General features: G+C 72.5%; 17 protein-coding genes. 9 read left to right on the top strand and 8 right to left on the bottom strand.

Annotated elements, in window-relative coordinates:
• Positions 1-2 precede the first annotated feature (2 nt).
• Together ACQP03_RS12115 and ACQP03_RS12110 are read left to right on the top strand one after the other, a co-directional pair.
• Positions 3-989, top strand: coding sequence for a pirin family protein (locus ACQP03_RS12115; RefSeq protein ID WP_396832178.1), 987 nt, complete (start codon positions 3-5; stop codon positions 987-989).
• 220 nt (positions 990-1,209) lie between these two features.
• Positions 1,210-1,590, top strand: a complete 381-nt coding sequence (locus ACQP03_RS12110; protein WP_433460895.1) for a hypothetical protein — start codon at positions 1,210-1,212, stop codon at positions 1,588-1,590.
• A gap of 220 nt (positions 1,591-1,810) precedes the next feature.
• On the opposite strand, the gene ACQP03_RS12105 is transcribed toward ACQP03_RS12110, so the two are convergent.
• Complete coding sequence (locus tag ACQP03_RS12105; protein ID WP_433460894.1) at positions 1,811-2,341, bottom strand: MarR family winged helix-turn-helix transcriptional regulator; 531 nt, start codon at positions 2,339-2,341, stop codon at positions 1,811-1,813.
• 2 nt (positions 2,342-2,343) lie between these two features.
• The gene (locus ACQP03_RS12100) at positions 2,344-3,201 is read right to left on the bottom strand and encodes an MBL fold metallo-hydrolase (RefSeq protein WP_433460893.1); all 858 of its coding nucleotides are present in this window, start codon (positions 3,199-3,201) and stop codon (positions 2,344-2,346) included.
• A gap of 328 nt (positions 3,202-3,529) precedes the next feature.
• Between ACQP03_RS12100 and ACQP03_RS12095 the strand changes: the two genes are divergently transcribed.
• Positions 3,530-5,119 carry a phospholipase D family protein gene (locus tag ACQP03_RS12095; protein ID WP_357120765.1) on the top strand — a complete coding sequence of 530 codons (1,590 nt, stop codon included), beginning with the start codon at positions 3,530-3,532 and terminating at the stop codon, positions 5,117-5,119.
• On the opposite strand, the gene ACQP03_RS12090 is transcribed toward ACQP03_RS12095, so the two are convergent.
• Entirely contained in the window at positions 5,068-5,823 is a 756-nt protein-coding gene (locus ACQP03_RS12090; RefSeq protein ID WP_357119828.1) for a hypothetical protein, read from the bottom strand. The genes ACQP03_RS12095 and ACQP03_RS12090 overlap by 52 nt on opposite strands.
• 379 nt (positions 5,824-6,202) lie before the next feature.
• Here ACQP03_RS12090 and ACQP03_RS12085 point away from each other — a divergent pair, with 379 nt between their 5' ends.
• Positions 6,203-7,036, top strand: a complete 834-nt coding sequence (locus ACQP03_RS12085; protein ID WP_357119831.1) for a SigB/SigF/SigG family RNA polymerase sigma factor — start codon at positions 6,203-6,205, stop codon at positions 7,034-7,036.
• Positions 7,037-7,186: 150 nt separating this feature from the next.
• Entirely contained in the window at positions 7,187-9,820 is a 2,634-nt protein-coding gene (locus ACQP03_RS12080) for an ATP-dependent RNA helicase (RefSeq protein WP_433460891.1), read from the top strand.
• Positions 9,821-9,827: 7 nt separating this feature from the next.
• On the opposite strand, the gene ACQP03_RS12075 is transcribed toward ACQP03_RS12080, so the two are convergent.
• Complete coding sequence (locus ACQP03_RS12075) at positions 9,828-10,553, bottom strand: PP2C family protein-serine/threonine phosphatase (protein WP_357119833.1); 726 nt, start codon at positions 10,551-10,553, stop codon at positions 9,828-9,830.
• A 249-nt stretch (positions 10,554-10,802) separates the two neighbouring features.
• Between ACQP03_RS12075 and ACQP03_RS12070 the strand changes: the two genes are divergently transcribed.
• Positions 10,803-13,412, top strand: a complete 2,610-nt coding sequence (locus tag ACQP03_RS12070) for a glycoside hydrolase family 9 protein (RefSeq protein WP_433460889.1) — start codon at positions 10,803-10,805, stop codon at positions 13,410-13,412.
• A 62-nt stretch (positions 13,413-13,474) separates the two neighbouring features.
• Here ACQP03_RS12070 and ACQP03_RS12065 read toward each other — a convergent pair whose 3' ends face one another.
• Positions 13,475-14,356, bottom strand: coding sequence for an aminoglycoside phosphotransferase family protein (locus ACQP03_RS12065; RefSeq protein WP_433460888.1), 882 nt, complete (start codon positions 14,354-14,356; stop codon positions 13,475-13,477).
• Positions 14,357-14,508: 152 nt separating this feature from the next.
• A complete protein-coding gene (locus ACQP03_RS12060; RefSeq protein ID WP_433460887.1) occupies positions 14,509-15,165 on the bottom strand; it encodes an HAD family hydrolase in 657 nt (218 codons plus the stop codon).
• A gap of 99 nt (positions 15,166-15,264) precedes the next feature.
• Between ACQP03_RS12060 and ACQP03_RS12055 the strand changes: the two genes are divergently transcribed.
• From ACQP03_RS12055 to ACQP03_RS12045, 3 genes are read left to right on the top strand one after another with little or no spacing between them, the layout of a single operon-like run.
• Positions 15,265-15,714 (top strand): DUF222 domain-containing protein, encoded by a 450-nt coding sequence (locus tag ACQP03_RS12055; RefSeq protein ID WP_433461247.1) that lies wholly within the window; start codon positions 15,265-15,267, stop codon positions 15,712-15,714.
• Positions 15,657-16,835 (top strand): MFS transporter, encoded by a 1,179-nt coding sequence (locus ACQP03_RS12050; protein ID WP_433461153.1) that lies wholly within the window; start codon positions 15,657-15,659, stop codon positions 16,833-16,835. Before ACQP03_RS12055 ends, ACQP03_RS12050 begins: the two co-directional genes overlap by 58 nt.
• A gap of 13 nt (positions 16,836-16,848) precedes the next feature.
• Positions 16,849-17,382: a GNAT family N-acetyltransferase gene (locus tag ACQP03_RS12045; protein WP_433460886.1), complete on the top strand. Its 534-nt coding sequence runs from the start codon at positions 16,849-16,851 to the stop codon at positions 17,380-17,382.
• 3 nt (positions 17,383-17,385) lie between these two features.
• Here the strand turns inward: ACQP03_RS12045 and ACQP03_RS12040 are convergent, their stop codons facing one another.
• Both ACQP03_RS12040 and ACQP03_RS12035 read right to left on the bottom strand, forming a co-directional pair.
• A complete protein-coding gene (locus ACQP03_RS12040; protein WP_357119854.1) occupies positions 17,386-17,643 on the bottom strand; it encodes a UBP-type zinc finger domain-containing protein in 258 nt (85 codons plus the stop codon).
• Complete coding sequence (locus ACQP03_RS12035) at positions 17,640-19,214, bottom strand: Na+/H+ antiporter (protein WP_357173380.1); 1,575 nt, start codon at positions 19,212-19,214, stop codon at positions 17,640-17,642. The genes ACQP03_RS12040 and ACQP03_RS12035 overlap by 4 nt, the downstream gene beginning before the upstream one ends.
• Between the last annotated feature and the right edge of the window lie 37 nt (positions 19,215-19,251).

Genomic DNA, 19,251 nt, shown 5'->3' with positions numbered 1-19,251 from the left:
CGATGCCCGCGATCACCGTTGACAACGTCCTCGTTCTGCCCCGCCTGCCCAAGCTTCACAAGGCCACCACGATCCGCAAGGTCCGCAAGGTGACCACCGCGCCCAGCGGCTTCGAGGGCGAGGGCTTCCCGGTCCGCCGGGCCTTCGCCGGGGTGTCGACGACCGACCTGGACCCGTTCATCCACCTCGACCAGATGGGCGAGGTCGACTACGCGCCGGGTGAGCCGAAGGGCACCCCGTGGCATCCGCACCGCGGCTTCGAGACCGTCACGTACATCATCGACGGCGTCTTCGACCACCAGGACTCGCAGGGCGGCGGCGGCACCATCACCGACGGCGACACCCAGTGGATGACGGCCGGCAGTGGCCTGCTGCACATCGAGGCCCCGCCGGAGCACCTGGTGATGAGCGGCGGCCTCTTTCACGGCACGCAGCTCTGGGTGAACCTGCCCCGCAAGGCCAAGATGAACCCGCCCCAGTACCAGGACATCCGGGGCCGGGAGTCGGCGCTGCTCACCACCGAGGACGGCGGCGCGCTCGTCCGGGTCATCGCCGGTGAGATCGCCGGGCACAAGGGGCCGGGCTCCACGTTCACGCCGATCACCATCAGCCACGTCACCGTTCAGCCCGGCGCGCAGGTCGACCTGCCCTGGAACCCCAACTTCAACGCCCTGGTGTACGTCCTCGGCGGGCGCGGCACCGTCGGCGCCGAGCGCCGGCCGGTCCACACCGGCCAGCTCGCGGTGCACGGGCCGGGCAACGCGCTGCGCTTCAGCGCGAACGCCACGCAGGACAGCAACACCCCGGCGCTCGACCTCTACATCATGGGCGGTCAGCCCATCCGCGAGCCGGTGGCGCAGTACGGCCCGTTCGTCATGAACACCCGCGACGAACTGCTCCAGGCCTTCGAGGACTTCAAGGCCGGCCGACTCGGCGTCATCCCCACCGAGCGCATCCCGCACACCAACGGCCAGGGCCCGCGTCCCTGACCCACGCGAAAGGCCCCCGGTTCGCGCCGGGGGCCTTTCGCGTTTGCTGGATGCAGCCACCAGCGAGATCTTGGACCGTTTCCTGCGGCATGATCGACTCGACTTCGCCGATCTGGGGGTATCAACCGGCCTCAGATACCCCGACTTCGGCGATCTCGTGTGGATCACCGCCCGGACATGCCTCCGCAGGACGCCGCAGCACGCCACGTAGTCTTCGACAGTGGACACAACGGCCCTCACACCCCGCGTGCTGGTGATCGGGTTGGATCCGTATCGGGTGCCGGGACCGTGGGACCCCAAGCCGGTCGCGGACGGCATCGAGGCCGGGCGGGCCCGATTTGTCGAGCACAATGTGGGGGCAGAGTTCTGCCTGTTCGGCCTCGACGGCAGCGACGATGTGAGGGCGGTCGTCACCACTGCCCTTCGCGCCCGGCCGTGGGAATGCGTCGTCATTGGTGGCGGGGTTCGCAATCAGCCGGAACTGTTCGAGCTGGTGGTCAACCTGGTGCATCGCCATGCGCCCGAGGCGGCGATCGCATTCAACGCCACCCCGATGGACACATTCGACGCGGCCGCTCGCTGGGTTGAGGTGCCCGGCTGATCGCTGAAGAAGCCAGGACTTGGCCACCGGCGCTTTGGTGGAGCCCGCCAGTGAGGTGACGCCATGCCCGGCATATCGGGGCCGGACTGCTGCCAGACGGCGGTGACCGCGCCGGCTCGCGCCGCCACCATGCTCTGGGCTTCGTCCTCCGGCCCGGCGAGGTTGCGGGCGTACCCGAGGCGGCCGGCGGTGCTGCGGCCGGCCACGTCTGGGGAAGCGTTCAGATGCACGATCCCGGGTCTTCGGCCGAGCCGATGATCAAGTAGAGGGCCCGTCGTAGCTGTGCGACCTCGGCCGCCGGGATGGGCCGGACCGCGTCGGCCTCCCGGGCCTCGGTGCCGGCGGCGATGGCCGCCCGCACCGCGTCGCCCTTCGGGGTGATGGCGACGATGCGGGCCCGCCGGTCTCGCGGGTTGACGCGTCGTGAGACGAGTTCCATGCGCTCGAGCCGGTCGATCTCAGCGGTGAGAGTCGTCTTGTCCATCCCGAGGGCTTGCCCGAGTTCGACCTGGGTGAGATCGGCGCTCTTGTGCAGAGCGCTGAGGACGATGTGGTCGCGCAGCGTCAGTCCGTGGCGTTCTGCTTCCGCGCCGACGAGTGCGTGCATCCGCTGGGCCGCCCGGTGCAGCAGCCACGTGAGCTCGGAGTCGGGCCCCGGCCCCAGAGTGGGGCGCTGCGGTGCCTCGTCGTCGATCGTCGGACCGGGGCGGCTCGCGGGTGAGGCAGGCATGGTCGCGGGTGAGGCAGGCATGGTCACAGTGTCCCGGCCGGGAACCGGGACGGCAGGAGCGGGATGGTGTCGTAGGCGGCGACATCGTGTGCCGGAACGACCCGCAACACGCGGCTGAGAGCGATGCTGCGCCGTAGGCCGACCCGGACCGTCTTGGCGTCGACGTCGGCGACGCGGCGCAGCAACCACGGGCGCTCCGCACCACGGGAGATGCCGTCCATCTGCCAGGTGAGGTCGCCGATGAACGCATACCGGTTCCCGGCGGGCAGCGTGACGAATACGACGACGGAACCCGAGGTGTGCCCCGCGGCGAGGGCCACGATCACCGAGCCGTCTCCGTAGACGTCGAAGCTCGCCGGGAAGCCGAGATACTCCGGGCCGTCGAAGGCGTACTCCCGGATCTCCAGGCCTTGCGACACCGCGCGGAAGACCCTGCCGTGCGAGTCGTCGGCGCCGTAGCGGATCTCGGCCTCGTTGATCCACACCGGCACCCGCAGGGAGTCCAGGCCGCTGACGTGATCCCAGTGCACGTGCGTGACGAGCACGCCCAGCAGCCGGGACCGGTCATAGCCCGCCGCGTCGAGTTGCTGCGCCACGGTCCGGCCGAGCCGGTGGGGAGCACGCTCCACGCGCGCGAGCATCGTGATGTGCTCCGCCACGTGCTCGCCGAACCCGGCGTCGATGAGCAGGTCGCCCTTCGGGTGAGCGATAAGCACGGCGGTGGCCGCGAAATCCCGCTTGTCCCGGATGGACCCTCCGGTCACGGCGAACGCCGCTCGCGTCGTGTAGGTGCCGGTGGGCAGACGGTACAGCGCCAGGTCCGCTGGCGGAGTCGCCTCGGGCAGCGGGCCGGTCCAGTACGAGGAAGGTGAGATGACCACGCCCGAAACCGTACGACCCAGGAACATCCGAGTCAAGAACGTCCGAGCTAGGAGGACCCGCAGCGCCGTCCTACGAGACCGCGAAGATTCCCGCGACGCCCAGGATCACCATCACCAAGACCGCTACCAGCGCCCCCCGTTCGCTCTCCACCGCCGGCTCGCGGTACTCGTTCACGGGGTTCGTCGTTTCGCGGGGCATGGTGTGGCCTCCCTGGCTGTTGTCGCTGCTCGCATGGCGTCATCCAGGTCACCGGTCGGGCGGCCTGGCATGCGGACCCGCGTCGGGGGTCCTACCGTGAGGACGTTGTCGACCTCCGGAGGGCTGGACGTGCCGTTGCAGGAGTGGTTCCTCACCGCGCAGGAACGCGCCAACCCGGTCTCTGGGTTACCCGTCTGGACCAGGGGAAACCTCGCCGAGCCGTTGATTCACGGCGCGGCGTACTTCGACCGGCTGGTCGAGGAGGTGGAGGCGTTGACCGCCGGTGACCACCTCTTCTTCACCGACTGGCGGGGTGACCCGGACCAGCGGCTGCGCCCGGACGGCCCCACCGTGGCGCAGCTCTTCGCCCAGGCCGCCCAGCGCGGCGTGGTGGTCAAGGGCCTGATCTGGCGCTCACACCTGGACGTGCTGGCCTACAGCGAGGCGGAGAACCGCAACCTCAGCGAGACGGTCTCGGCGGCCGGCGGTGAGGTGCTGCTGGACCAGCGGGTGCGCCGGGGCGGCTCGCACCACCAGAAGCTGGTGGTGCTGCGGCACGTCAACGCCCCGGAGCGGGACATCGCCTTCGCCGGTGGCATCGACCTGTGCCACAGCCGCCGCGACGACGCCGCGCACGGCGGCGACCCCCAGCCGGTGCAGATGTCCTCCCGGTACGGCCCGAACCCGCCCTGGCACGACGTGCAGCTCGCGGTGCGCGGGCCGGTGGTCGGCGCGCTGGACACCCTCTTCCGGGAGCGCTGGACCGACCCGATGCCGTTGGACTCGGAGAACCCGGTGGCGTACGCCCGGGACCGGCTGCGCGGCGCGGACCTGCGACCGGACCCGCTGCCCGACCAGCCCGCCGACCCGCCCGAGTGCGGGCCGCACCAGATCCAGGTGCTGCGCACCTACCCCGCCGTGCGGCCGCGCTACTCGTTCGCCCCGGACGGCGAGCGGACCGTGGCCCGGGGCTACACCAAGGCGGTACAGCGGGCCCGCCGCCTCATCTACCTGGAGGACCAGTACCTCTGGTCGACCGAGGTGGCGAACCTGTTCGCCCAGGCGCTGCGGGAGAACCCGGAGCTGCACCTGGTCGCCGTGGTGCCCCGGCACCCGGACGTGGACGGCCGGCTCGCCCTGCCGCCCAACATGGTCGGCCGCGAGCAGGCCCTGTCGCTGTGCGAGCGCGCCGCGCCCGATCGGGTGCACGTGTTCGACGTGGAGAACCACGCCGGGACCCCGGTGTACGTCCACGCGAAGGTCTGCGTGGTCGACGACGTGTGGGCCAGCGTCGGCAGCGACAACTTCAACCGCCGCTCCTGGACCCACGACAGCGAGCTGTCCTGCGCCGTACTCGACGACACGCGCGACGAGCGGACGCCCACCGACCCGGCGGGCCTCGGCGACGGGGCCCGCGCCTACGCCCGGGACCTGCGGCTGCGGCTCTGGCGCGAGCACCTGGACCGCGACCCCGACGGCGCCGACGACGCCGACCTGATCGACCCGGCCGACGCCGTCGCGGCCATCACGGCCGCGGCCGACGAACTGCAACGGTGGTACGACGGCGGCCAGGTCGGCGAGCGTCCGCCCGGCCGGCTGCGCCCGCACCGCCCGGAGCGGCTGCCCTGGTTCACGCGAGCCTGGGCGCTGCCGGTGTACCGGCTGGTCTACGACCCCGACGGCAGGCCGCTGCGCGCGAGGCTGGCCGGCACCTGGTGAGCCGGCCGGGCCGGCTCGGGCAGGCCAGCCCCGCCCGGGTGCACGCTGAGCCCTCCCGGGTAGGCGAACGACGAGCGCGGTGAGAAGTAGCCGAAGCCGATGATCAGCGGGTTGGCGGGGCGCAGCGCGTACATCGGGTGTCGGGGCTGCAGGAACTCCACCGACTCGATCTCGAACGGCGTGACCGGCTCGGCCACGTACGGGTAGACCGAGCTGAGCAGTTGACCGTCACGCTGGGTGAAGTAGCGGTGGTGCCCGCTGCTGATCACGTGCCCGGTCTGCCCGACCCGACACCGGGCGCGGATCAGCGGCACCCCGTCCGCCTCGGTCTCGGATTGCAGCGCCTCGCCGTTGAGCTTGATCGTGGTCAGGCCGGCCAGCACGGGAGCGCCGCGCGCGGTGGCGTACTCGCGGACGATTCGACTGGAGGCCACGTAGTGGGTCCACCAGCCGCCGGGGCTGAGCCCGCCGGGAGCGTCCACGCCGGCCAGCGAGACACCGATGTACGTCAGCGAGTACGCGCCGAAGCCGGAGGTCTGCGTCTCGTCCTCGACGACGTACTGGTTGAGGAACACCTGTCGGTCGGCACGGGGGCACAGCCCGGTGGGCACCAGGGCGGCGACCGCGTCGGGGTCCGCCGGCAACCAGCTGAAGTAGAGGGTGTGGCTGTTCACGACGAGCTGGGGAGCGGTTGGATCTAGCACGGTGCCTCCGAACCGGGTGTCTACTCCGCGACGCTACGGCCGGTCCCGCCGACGGGACAACGACGGATAGTCGACACACCTGCCCGGTTGTCGGATTTCATGTTGACCGGTCGGTGGAGGCTCCTGGACCGACCGGTCGGACCCGCCGGGTTGATCGGACACCGCAGGATCGCCCCGAAAACGGGTAAGGGACTTCGCCACCTGCGCGATCGTCGCCGCTTATGGGCGTTTTGTGGGTCGACACACCTTAAGTACATCAACCTTTCGGCTAGCTTTCCGGGAGCCGATCAGGTTAAGGTGACTCCCGAACGGCCCAACTGAAGCTAAACCAAAGCGCCACCTTATTTTTGTCCGCGGACGAGGTGCAGGGAGGACCACCATGACCGCGTCAACGATCACCGAGCAGGCGAGCACCACGGTTACCGAGCAGAAGAGCACCACCAAGCTGGACCCGCGCGCACTCACCGACAGCGCCGCCGATCTCCTCAACGCGATGGCCGCGCTGCCCGCCAACCACCCGTCGCGCGCCGCTCTGCGGGACCGCGCGATCGAGGCCTGGCTGCCGCTGGCCAACCACCTGGCCCACCGCTACAGCGGGCGGGGCGAGCCGACCGACGACCTGGCGCAGACCGCCGCCGTCGGCCTGATCAAGGCCATCGACAAGTTCGACCCGTCGCGCGGCGTCGACTTCGCCGGTTACGCGATCCCCACCATCATCGGCGAGCTCAAGCGCCACTTCCGCGACCGCACCTGGGACATCCGGGTTCCGCGTCGTCTCCAGGAGCTGCGGCTCGCCATCTCCGACGCCAACAGCTCGCTGCTGCAGACCCTCGGCCGTTCGCCGACGGTCGCCGACATCGCCGCCCACCTCAAGATCACCGAGGAAGAGGTCCTGGAGGGCCTGGAAGGCGCCCGCGCGTACAACGCGGTGTCGCTGTCCACGCCGACCGGCGACGGTGACCGGGCCACCGAGCTGGGCGACATGCTCGGCGGCGAGGACAACGAGTTCGAGCTGGCCGAGCTGCGGGTCGCCCTCGGCCCGGCGCTCGCCACGCTCGACGAGCGGGAGCAGAAGATCCTGACCCTGCGGTTCTACGGCAACCTGACCCAGTCGCAGATCGCCGACCAGATCGGCGTCTCGCAGATGCACGTCTCCCGGCTGCTCGCTCGGGCGCTGACCAAGCTGCGGGGCCAGCTCGACGGCACCTACTAGGGGCTTCACGATCGAGGGTCGGGTCAGCGTTGCCCCGGTCCTCGATCGTGTGAACACCGGCCGGGTCGCTTCCCTTCGGGGCGGCGACCCGGCCGTTCGCGTTGGTGGCGGGCCCGTCGAGCCCGCCGGGGCCCGGTGCGAGACTGGGCCGTGCTCTCCGACGTGACCCTGGACCTGCCGGTCCGTCCCACCCTGCCGGCGGTGCTCACCGCGCTCGACGCGGCCGGCGCGGCGGTTCTGGTCGCGCCGCCGGGCACCGGCAAGACCACCCTCGCGCCGCTGGCGGTGGCCGACCGGGTCGACGGCCGGGTGGTGATCGCCCAGCCCCGCCGGGTGGCGGCGCGCGCCGCGGCCCGGCGGATGGCCGACCTGCTGGGCGAGCGCGTCGGCGACCGGGTCGGTTACGCCGTACGCGGCGAGCGGCGGGTCTCCCCGGCCACCCGGATCGAGGTGGTCACCACCGGCCTGCTGGTCCGCCGACTGCACCACGACCCGGAGTTGCCCGGCACGGGCGCGGTACTGCTCGACGAGTGCCACGAGCGGCAGCTCGACGCCGACCTGGCGCTCGCCTTCACGGTGGAGGCCCGGGCCACGCTCCGGCCCGACCTGTGGCTCCTCGCCATGTCCGCCACGCCGGACACCGACCGGTTCGCCGCGCTACTCGGCGGGGCCACCCCCGCCCCGGTGGTCCGGGCCGAGTCGGCGCTGCACCCGGTGCGGCGGATCTGGACGCCGCCGCCCCGGCCCGTCGCGCCGCCCGGGGCCGGCCCGGTCGACCGCGCGCTGCTCGACCAGGTGGCCGCCACCGTCCGCCGGGCGCTGCGCGAGCAGGCCGGCGACGTGCTGGTCTTCCTGCCCGGGGCCGGTGAGATCGCGTCGGTCGCCGGGCGGCTCGCCGACCTGCGGGACACCGTCGCGCTGCTGCCGTTGCACGGCCGTCAGCGCGGGGCCGAGCAGGACGCGGCGCTGCGCCCCCGGACCGACGACCGGCGTCGCGTGGTGCTGTCCACCGCGCTCGCCGAGACCAGCCTCACCGTGCCGGGCGTACGGACGGTGGTGGACGCCGGGCTGTCCCGGGTGCCCCGCATCGACCTGGCCCGGGGACTGGGCGCGTTGGTCACCGTGCCGGTCTCCCGGGCCGCCGCCACCCAGCGGGCCGGCCGGGCCGGCCGCGAGGCGCCCGGATGCGTCTACCGCTGCTGGTCGGAGGCCACCCACGAGCGGCTGCCCGCCCGGCCGGAGCCGGAGATCGCCACCGCCGACCTGACCGGGTTCGCGTTGGAGCTGGCCGCCTGGGGCAGCCCGGACGGCGTCGGACTCGCGCTGCCCGACGCGCCACCGGCCGCGGCGATGACCGTCGCCCGGGACACCCTCGAAACACTTGGCGCGGTCGACGCGACGGGTCGGATCACCGGGCGGGGACGGGCGATCGCCTCCGCCGGTGCGCACCCCCGGCTGGCCCGGGCGCTGCTCGACGCCGCCGACCGGGTCGGCGGCGACCGGGCGGCCGAGGTGGTCGCCCTCCTCGCCGAGGAGAGCGCGGCCGGCCCCGGCGACGACCTGGTGGCCGGCTGGCGTCGGTTGCGCGCCGGCGTCGACGCGGGGGCCACCGCCCGCTGGCGGGCCGAGGTACGCCGCCTGCGCGCCGCCCTGCCCGCCGGCTCGCCCGACGGCGACCATGCCGGTTCTGGACGTGTCCGGGCAACCCGCGCGCCCGGCACCGCACCGCCGACCGGTAGCGCGTCACCGACCGGTACCGCCGCGACTTCTCGGCCCGGCGTACCCGCTGACCGCGAGCGGCTGACCGATGACCTCGCCGCCGGGCTGGTCGTCGGTCTGGCGTACCCCGAGCGGTTGGCCCGGGTGCGGCGGCCGGGCGGATCGTCGTACCTCATGACGGGCGGGACCGCCGCGGAGCTGGCGGCCGGTTCGGGGCTGGCCGGCGCCGACTGGCTGGCGGTGGCGGTCGCGGACCGCCGCCCCGGCGCGCCCTCGGCGCGGATCCGCCGCGCCACCGGCCTGGACGAGGCGACCGCCCGGGAGGCGGCGGGCCCCCTGCTGTCCACGCGCCGGGAGGTCGGCTGGTCCGACGGGGACGTGGTGGCCCGGGAGGTGACCCGACTGGGCGCGATCGAACTGGTGGCGCGGCGGCTGGACCGTCCGGACCGGGCGGAGATCACGGCGGCGCTGCTCACCGGCCTGCGTCAGGAGGGCCTGGGGTTGCTGCCGTGGACCCCGGCGGCGCGGGGGCTGCGCGAGCGGATGGCGTTCTGCCGGCTGCACCTCGACGCCGAGTGGCCCGACGTCGACGACGAGGCGCTGCTCGCCGCCGCCCCGACCTGGCTGGGGCCGGAGCTGGCCGCCGGCCGGCGGCGGGCCGACCTGAGCCGGGTCGACGTGACCTCGGCCCTGCGTCGGCTGCTGCCCTGGGCGCAGGCCGCGCGCCTGGACGAGTTCGCGCCCGAGCGCATCGAGGTGCCCAGCGGCTCACGTATCCGCGTCGACTACGCCGACCCGGCCGCGCCGGTGCTCGCGGTCAAGCTCCAGGAGACGTTCGGCTGGCCGGCGGCCCCACGCATCGCCGGTGGCCGGGTGCCGGTGCTGCTGCACCTGCTCTCCCCCGCCGGCCGGCCGGTGGCGGTCACCGCGGACCTCGCGTCGTTCTGGCGTACCGGCTATCCGCAGGTCCGCGCCGAGCTACGCGGTCGCTATCCGCGTCATCCGTGGCCCGAGGACCCGGACACGGCGACGCCCACCCGCCGGGCCGCGCCGCGACGACGCTGAGCAGGGGTTACTCCTCCACGACGTCGGCCACCACGACGGTGACATTGTCCGGAGCGCCCGCGTGCAGCGCCAGGTCGATCAGCTTGCCGGCGCAGGCGGACCGGTCGGGGTAGGCGGCGAGCACCTCGGCCAGGGTGTCCGGGCGGACGACGTTGGAAAGGCCGTCGCTGCACAGCAGCCACCGGTCGCCGGACCGGGGCACCATCGTCGCGTACGACGGGGAGACGTCCTCGCCCTGCAACGCCTGGGTCACGACGGCCCGGCGCGGATGGCTGCTGGCCTGGTCCGGGGTGATCACGCCCTGGTCGACGAGCATCTGCACGAAGGTGTCGTCGCGGGTGATCTGCTTGAGCACACCCTCGCGGAACAGGTAGGCCCGCGAGTCACCGACGTGGGCGAGGGCCAGGCAGCTACCGGTACGGGCGAAGAGCAGGGCGGTCAACGTGGTGCCCATGCCCTGGCGCTCGGGGTCGTCGGCGACCGCCTGCCGGATGCGGGCGGTGGCCAGCGCGATGCCGTCCTGGAGGGCGGCCACCAGGGCGTCCTCGGGTGTCTCCACGTCCAGCGGGGCGACCGCGTCGATGGTGAGCGAGCTGGCGAGGTCACCGGCGGCCATTCCGCCCATGCCGTCGGCGACCGCGACGAGCCAGGTGCCGGCGTGCAGGGCGTCCTGGTTTCCGCTGCGGATCAGCCCACGGTCGCTCGTTCCCACGGAGCGCAGCTTCAGGGTCATGGGAGGCAGCCTGCCAGGCGAAGGGCGCAGTTGTCTCTAGGAGATCAGGACGACGGCGCGTGGCGCGGCCAATCTCACGTCTCGCGTCCGACCGCAGCGCGCGTCTCCGCCCTTGTCGGACGGCAGATCCCATCCAGTCGGATCAATTGACAGGACGATCCACCACTGGAAACATCGAGCTTCGACCTGGGAGCGCTCCCAGGTCGCCACCGCCACCTGCCTCACCTCCCGTCCCGGAAGGACTACCCCGTGACGCCATCCAAACGTCGCCTCCTCCTGGCCGCGGCGACCGCCCTGGCCCTCACCGGCGCGGGCGCCGGAGCGGCCTACGCCGCCCCTCCACCGGACGCCCCCGAGCAGATCGACAACGGGGACTTCAGCGCGGGCGTGAGCCCGTGGTTCTCCTACGGCACCGACTCACTCGGGGTCACCGACGGCCAGCTCTGCGCCGCCGTCCCCGGTGGACTCGCCAACCCGTGGGACGCCGGCATCGGTCAGGACGGCGTGCCGCTGATCGCGGGCGCCGAGTACACGCTCGGCTTCGACATCACCGCCACGCCCGGCACCGCCATCAAGGCCGTGCTCCAGCTCGGCAGCGCCCCGTACACCACGTACGCGGCCGTGGACGCCGCCGCCACCGGCACCGTCCAGCGCGTCGAGTCGACCTTCACCGTCCCGGACGACAACCAGAACGCCCAGCTCATCTTCCAGGTCGGTGGTAGCGCGCAGGCGCAGACCATCTGCCTCGACGACGTGTCGCTGCGCGGCGGCGAGCCCCCCGCGCCGTACGAGCCGGACACCGGGCCCCGCGTCCGCGTCAACCAGGCCGGCTACCTGCCCGGCGGGCCGAAGAACGCCACGGTGGTCACCGAGGCGACCACGCCGCTGCCCTGGCAGCTCCACTCGGCCGCCGGGGCCGTCCTGGCCAGCGGCACCACCACCACGCGTGGCATGGACGCCGCCTCCGGGCAGAACGTGCAGACCGTCGACTTCTCCAGCTACCGCACCCCGGGCGCGGGGCTGACGCTCACCGTCGACGGCGAGACCAGTCACCCGTTCGACATCTCCGGCACCCTCTACAACCAGCTGCGCTCCGACTCGATGCAGTTCTTCTACGCCCAGCGCAGCGGCATCGCCATCGACGGTGACCTGATCGGCGACGAGTACGCCCGCCCGGCCGGCCACCTCGGCGTCGCCCCCAACCAGGGCGACACCAGCGTGCCCTGCCAGCCGGGCGTCTGCGACTACTCCCTCGACGTGCGCGGCGGCTGGTACGACGCCGGCGACCACGGCAAGTACGTGGTCAACGGCGGCATCGCCACCTACCAGCTCCTCAACACCTTCGAGCGGACCAAGACGGCCGCCACCGCCAACGGCGGCGCCGGACTGGCCGACAGCACCCTGCGGGTGCCCGAGCGCGGCAACGGCGTCCCGGACATCCTCGACGAGGCCCGCTGGGAGCTGGAGTTCCTGCTGCGCATGCAGGTGCCGGCCGGCAAGCCGCTCGCCGGCATGGTCCACCACAAGATCCACGACAAGAACTGGACCGGCCTGCCGCTCGCCCCGCAGGACGACCCGCAGCCGCGCGAGCTGCACCCGCCGTCGACCGCCGCCACCCTCAACATGGCCGCGACCGCCGCCCAGTGCGCGCGACTCTTCGCCCCGTACGACGCGGCGTTCGCGTCCCGCTGCGGCACCGCCGCGAAGACGGCCTACGCCGCCGCGAAGGCACACCCCGCCGTGTACGCCAGCCCGACCGACGGCACCGGCGGCGGCGCGTACGACGACTCGAACGTCACCGACGAGTTCTACTGGGCGGCGGTCGAGCTGTACCTCACCACCGGCTCGCAGACCTACCTGACCGACCTGACCGCGTCGCCGCACCACACCGGCAACGTGTTCGAGCCGCGTGGCTTCGGCTGGCAGAGCGTCGCCGCGCTGGGTCGCCTCGATCTGGCCACCGTGCCGAACGGGCTGCCCGCCGCCGACCTGACCCGGGTTCGCGCCTCGGTCACCGCCGCCGCCGACGCGTACCTCGCCGAGCTGCGCCGGCAGGCGTACGGGCTGCCGATGCCCGGGGACGCCGACAGCTACTTCTGGGGCGCGAACAGCAGCATCATCAACAACGCGATCGTCCTGGCCACCGCCTTCGACCTGACCCGCGACGCCCGTTACCGCGACGGCGCCGTGCAGGCGATGGACTACATCCTGGGCCGCAACGCCCTGAACATCTCGTACGTCACCGGCTGGGGCGAGCACGCCGCGCAGAACCAGCACAGCCGGATCTTCGGCCACCAGCTCGACGCCAACCTGCCCCGTCCGCCCGCCGGCTCCCTCGCCGGTGGCGCGAACGCGGCGTTGCAGGACCCGTTCGTGGCGCAGTTGCTCGCCGGCTGCAAGCCGATGTTCTGCTACGTCGACGACATCAACTCGTACTCCACGAACGAGGTGGCGATCAACTGGAACTCGGCGCTGGCCTGGATCTCCTCGTTCCTGGCCGACCAGGGCGAGGCGGGCGCCGTACCGGCCGTCACCTGCTCGGTGAGCTACGCCAACTACGGCGCTTGGCAGGGCAACACCGGGTTCACCGCGCAGTTGACCATCCGCAACACCGGGTCCACGGCCGTCAACGGCTGGACCACCCGGTTCGCGTTCACGGGTGACCAGCGCGTCCGGGAGGCCTGGCTGGCGAAGGTCACCCAGTCCGGCGCGACGGTCACCGCGAAGAACGAGTCGTACAACGCCAAGATCGTCCCCGGTGGCACGGTGACGTTCGGCTTCAACGCGACGACCAACGGCGGCGCCAACCCCAACCCGGGGCTGGTCACCGTCAACGGGAACGCCTGCTCGCTGTCCTGAGCGCGACCCCTGGTGGCCGCCCTTCCCCCCGGGGGGCGGCCACCAGGACCACCCGTCCGCCATCACGAATCCAGCACCAGGCGGAAGGCGCGCTCGCCGATGCCGCGCATCAGCGGGTTGTCCTGCGAGTGCGTCAGGAACACCAGGGACAGGGCCAGCGCCCAGCCGCGCGCCCGCTCCCAGGTCGCGTCGTCCGCACGGCCGTACTCCCGTCGAAGAGCAGCACGCTGCTCAGCCGTGAACAGCATCCAGGCCACGGACAAGTCGGTCGCGGGATCGCCCGAGGTGATGTCGCCGAAGTCGATCACGGCGCTGAGCCGGCCCCGGTCGACGAGGATGTTGGCGGGATGCAGGTCCCCGTGCAGCCACAGCGGTGGACCACCCCACGCGGGTGCGGCGACGGCCACCTCCCAGATCCCCAGCGCGGCGGCACGATCGGCCGGATCGACATGCGCGAGCCCGTTCAGGACCCCCGGGGCGCGGCCGAGCAGGGGAATCCCACGCATCGGGTTGACGGGAGCCTCCGGCGGAGCCGGGGTGTGCAGCGCGTCCAGGAAGCCGCCGAGCGTCGCCGCGGCCGCCCCGGGGTCGCCGGGCGCCGAAAGCGCCACGATCCGGCCCGGGAAGAACGGTACGACACTCCACGACCAGGGGTAGCGGGTCGTCGGCTGCCCGACGCGCACCGGCGCTGGCACCGGCAACGGCAGGCGACCGACCAGCTCCGGCAACCAGCGCTGCTCGTGCGCGGTCAACTCGGCGGCCATGGCGCGGCGCGGCAACCGGACCAGCAACTCCGCACCAAGCCGGCACACCAGGTTGTCCCAGCCGTTGGCGAGGATCTCGATCGGCAGGTCCGCCAGATCGGGGTGCTGCTGGTCGAGCAGACCGCGCACCAGTTCGACAGAGACGGGAATCTCCGCGGCGGGCATCCGCTTGACGGTCACCGCAAAACCCTACGGCCACGCTTCGGCGGGAGTGGGCCGAGCGGTGCGGGCCGGCACCGGGTCCGCTGCTCGTGTCGTGCCGGGCTTGTTGTGCTCGGCCTGCTGTTCCCAGCTCGGTGTGCACGGCTAGTCGGCTCGGCTGTTGGGCGCGGCTAGTCGGCTCGGCTGTTGTGTGCGGCGATCAGGGCCGGCAGCTCGTGCAGCGAGTCGATGCGGAACAGGCACCGGTCGGCCACGGCTGGCATGTCGAGGATGTGCCCCCACGGGGAGCGCCGGATCAGGCACGTCTTCATACCGGCCTCCTGAGCCGGACGGGCGTCGTTGTCGGGCCGGTCGCCGACGTACAGGATCGAGGCCGGATCGCCGCCGCCTTCGGCCACCACCCGGTCGAAGAAGGCCGGTGCCGGCTTCGCCACGCCCCAGGAGTGCGACGTGCCGATCACGTCCACCTTGAGGTCGAGAGAGCGAAGGGTCCCCTCGGCATGGGCCGGCTGGTTACCGGCCAGGCCCACCAGCAGACCCTGATCGCGCAGGGCGGCGAGGCACCCTTGCGCGTCCGGATAGAGATCCTCCGCGCCGAACGTCTCCGGCTGCCCGGCGGCGGCTCGACGGGCAAGCTCGACCTCCAGGTCGAAGTCGGGCCGGAAGGTCCGGAACGTCTCCCGGTAGTCCAGGCCCCTCGCGACGACCGCGCCGAAGACCGCAGACAACGTGTGCCGCGGGACGCCGAACCAGTCCGCCCAGGCCGCGAACTCGCGGGACTCGTCGAGAATCACCCCGCCCACATCGAAGAAGACCGCCTTGATCAACCCGTCTCTCCCGTCCCGCTGCGATCATCGATGATCATAGGCGCATTCGACGCACGACCCGGCCCTGGATTGTCGTACACCTGTTCTAATCTCGGTCCCATGGTGGAAGGGTTGGCGCGGGCGGAGGCGGCGGTTGCCGACTGCCTCGACGCGGCGGTGTGGGCCCTCCCCGAGCACGATCTCGTCGCGGCCCTCGACGCCGCGCACCGGCTCGCGCAACGCTTGGCGGCCGTGCAACTGGCGCTGGTGCGTGAGGTGGACGGCCGGGGCACGCACCAGGGCGCGTCGTCGACGGCAGTGTGGTCGCGGGACCGGCTGCGGCTCGACGGTTCCACCGCGCGCCGACTGGTCAATGTCGCTGGGGCGCTCGATGCCGGAGCGCCCGGGGTGCGCGCCGCGCTGGCCAACGGAGACATCACTGTCGAGCAGGCGCGGGTCATCGGCGAGACCGTCCAGACACGGGCGTCTCGCCGTTACCACCGGCGGGTCGACTGCGCACTCTCGCGCTCGCCACCCTGGCGAACTCGGTCGGCGCGGGCCTGTGGCTGACCGGGGCGGCTCTCTATCTCACCCGGGATGTGGGGCTGTCCCCCGTCCAGGTGGGTGCCGGGCTCAGCGTCGCCGGACTGGTCGGGCTGACCGCCAGCGTGCCGCTCGGCGCCCTGGCGGATCGGCGCGACCCGCGCACGCTGCGAGCCGCGCTGCAGGTCCTCCAGGCGGCGGTGGGGGCGACGTACCTGCTGGTCGACTCGTTCACGGTCTTCCTGGCCGTCGCGGTGCTCGAACTGCTGTTGGCCTCGGGCAACCTCGCGGTCCGCGCCGCGTTGGTCGCGGCCGTCACTGGTCCGCAGCGGCGGGTACACGCCTTCGCCACGCTGCGCGCCGTGGCGAACCTGGGCATCGCCGTCGGGGCCGGGCTGGCCGGGTTCGCGTTGGCCGTCGACACGCACCGGGCGTACCAACTGTTGGTGGTCGGCAACGCGGTCACCTACCTGGTGTCGGCGGCGCTGTTGCTGCGACTGCCGGCCTACCCGCCGATGCCACGTGTCGCGACCGGTGCTGTCCTGGGCCGGGGAGGAGCGCTGCGCGACGGCCGGTTCCTCGTGGTGAGCGGCGCGTCGGCGCTGCTCGCTATGCACCAGACAGTTCTCACGCTCGTCGTGCCACTGTGGGCGGTGACCGTGGCCGGAGCGCCGCCGCCCGTCGTGTCGGCGGTGCTGCTGACCAACACGCTGCTGACCGTCGTGCTGGCGGTGCGGCTGAGCCGGGGCGCGGACACCGCCGTCCCCGCGGCGGCGACGATGCGCCGCGCCGGCCTGGTACTGGCGTCCGCGATGCTGCTGTACGCCACCACGGTCGCCCTGCCCACCACGGCGGCGGTCGCACTCCTCCTGCTCGCCACGGCCGTCTACACCGCCGGAGACCTGTGGCACGCCGCTGCGGGAGCCGGGCTGGCCTACGATCTCGCCCCATCGGGAGCCGTCGGCGCGTACCAGGGGGTGGACGGGATGCTCGCCGGCCTGGCCCGAGCCGTCGCCCCGGCCCTGCTGACCCTGGTCATCATCGACGGCGGGGCGGCCGGCTGGCTGGCCGTCGCCGGGCTGTTCGCCGTGACGGGTCTGATCATCCCGGCGCTGACCCGGTGGGCGCTGAACACCCGCCGGGTGTAGCAGGATGCCGGGCATGAACGATCAGTCGATCATCACCATCCGCCCCGGCGGCCCCGACGACGCCCCGGCCGTGCTGCGGCTGCTCGACGTGGCCACCGCCTGGCTGGTGGAGCGCGGCCGGACCGGGCAGTGGGGCACGCGGCAGCCCTCCACCGATCCCGGCCAGATCGCCCGGGCCGATCAGTGGGCCACGAGTGGCGGCCTGCACCTGGCGATGCGGGGCAACCGTGTCGTCGGCGCGCTGGTGGTGGGTGACGCCACCGAACACGTGCCCCCGGCCACCGAGCCGGAGCTGTACGTCCGGCTGCTGGTCACCGACCGGGCGCACGCCGGGCTGAGGATCGGGGCCCGACTGCTGGAGCACGCCGCCGAGGTGGCGCGGGCACGCGGGCTGGGATTGTTGCGGGTGGACTGCTATGGCGGCGACGACCGGGCACTCGTCGGGTTCTACGAGGGCTGCGGCTTCACCCCGACCGAACCGTTCACCGTGGTCCGGTCGGGGCGTGAGCCGTGGCCGGGGCAGTTGCTCGTGCGCCGGCTCGACTGAACGTCAGCCGATCTCCTCGTCGACGAAGCACCAGCGCCACGCCTCGCCCGGCTGCGCCGAGCGGATCACCGGGTGACCGGTGGACGCGAAGTGCTTGCTCGCGTGCTGGTTCGGCGACGAGTCGCAGCAGCCGACCTGCCCGCAGCTCAGGCAGGTACGCAGGTGCACCCAGTAGGTGTTGCCGATGGCGACGCAGTCGGCGCACTCGTCGGGGGTTAGCGGCTCGGCGGTGCCGGCCTCGGTCAGATGCTGACAGCTCACTGTTCCACCTCCTGCCGCAGCAGCGACTCTTCCAGGTCCAGGTCACGGTAGGCCTGCACCAGTACCTCCTCGGGAATGCGACCGGAGTCCCGGGCAGCTCGGAAGACGTCCCGCTCGGCGTCGATCATCTCTTGTCGCAGCCGACCGTACGCCTGTGAAGGGGTTTCCCGCTCGTCGCCGCCGAGCCGTTCCCAGGCCATGTTGGTGCGGTCCTCCAGCACCCGGCGCAGCCGGTCCACCACGGGGGCGGGCGCGCTGTCGGCCAGCTCCTCCAGGCGGTCCCGCGCTGCCCGGCTGGCCTGCTGCTGTACACCAGCGGCGGACAACGCGTCCTGCATGGGGTCATCCTGGGGCAGTTTCAGGCGGCGGGCGACCAGCGGGAGGGTGGCCCCCTGCCCGACCAGGGTGACCACGATCACCGCGAAGGCCAGCCAGATGAACAGGGCCCGCGGGTACGGCTCCTCCTCGGCCAGCGTCAACGGCAGGGCCAGGGCGGCAGCGAGCGTCACCACGCCGCGCATCCCGGCCCAGCCGATGATGATCGGGATCTTCGGGGAGGGGGCCGCGTCGCGGCGGCGGATCCGAGGGACCAGCCGGGCCAGGTAGGTGGCCGGGAAGAGCCAGACGAAGCGGGTCAGGAAGACGGTGGCCAACACCGCCACGGTGATCAGGACGAGGGAGCCGGCCGGCTCGTCGAGGTTCCGCAGCACGTCCCGCAGTTGCAGCCCGACCAGGAGGAAGACCAGCCCTTCGAGAAGAAACCGCACCAGCCGCCAGAACGCCCCGGTCTGCAACCGGGACGCCGCCGACAGCAGTTGCGGCAGCTTGTGGCCGAGGGCCAGCCCGGTGACGACCACGGCGACCACACCTGAGGCGTGCACGTGCTCGGCGGTGAACACCACCGCGAACGGGATGATCAACGACAGCGCGTTGTCCAGCAGCGGGTCGCTGATCCGCCGGTGCAGGAAGCCGAAGACGACCGCCCCGAGCGCGCCGATCAGGATGCCGCCGCCGGTCGCGCGCAGCACCTCCACGGCCACGTCCGCCGTGCCGACGGTCGAACCGATGGTGGCCATGGTCGCGACCCGCAGCAGCACCAGCGCGGTCGCGTCGTTGACGAGGCTCTCCCCCTCCAGGATGGTGACCACCCGGCGGGGCAGCCCGACGCGGCGGGCGACCGCGGTGGCGGCCACCGCGTCCGGCGGCGCGACCACCGCGCCGAGGGCCAGGCAGATCGCGAACGGCACCTGCGGCAGCAGCAGATGCAGCACGACGCCCACCGCGAACGCGGTGAACAGCACCAGGCCCACGGCGAGCAGCAGGATCGGCCGGATGTTGTTCTTGAACGCCGGCACCGACGTCTCCAGCGCCGCGACGTACAGCAACGGCGGCAGGATGCCGATCAGCACCAACTCCGGCTCGAGGTGGATCTGCGGGAAGCCCGGAAGGAAGGACAGGGCCAATCCGAGTACGACAAGCAGGATCGGCGCGAGCAGGCCCAGCCGGCGGGCCAAGGCCGCGCCCAGGGTGGCGATCGCCAGGAAGACGACGACCGGAAACAGGCTTTCCATGGGGTACGAGCCTAGGGGGCGGGTGGTCGACGCCCGA

Origin of the sequence: Micromonospora sp. CA-248212 (assembly GCF_050948405.1) — a bacterium.
GTDB lineage: Bacteria > Actinomycetota > Actinomycetes > Mycobacteriales > Micromonosporaceae > Micromonospora.
This window is presented reverse-complemented; position numbering and strand designations above follow the sequence as displayed.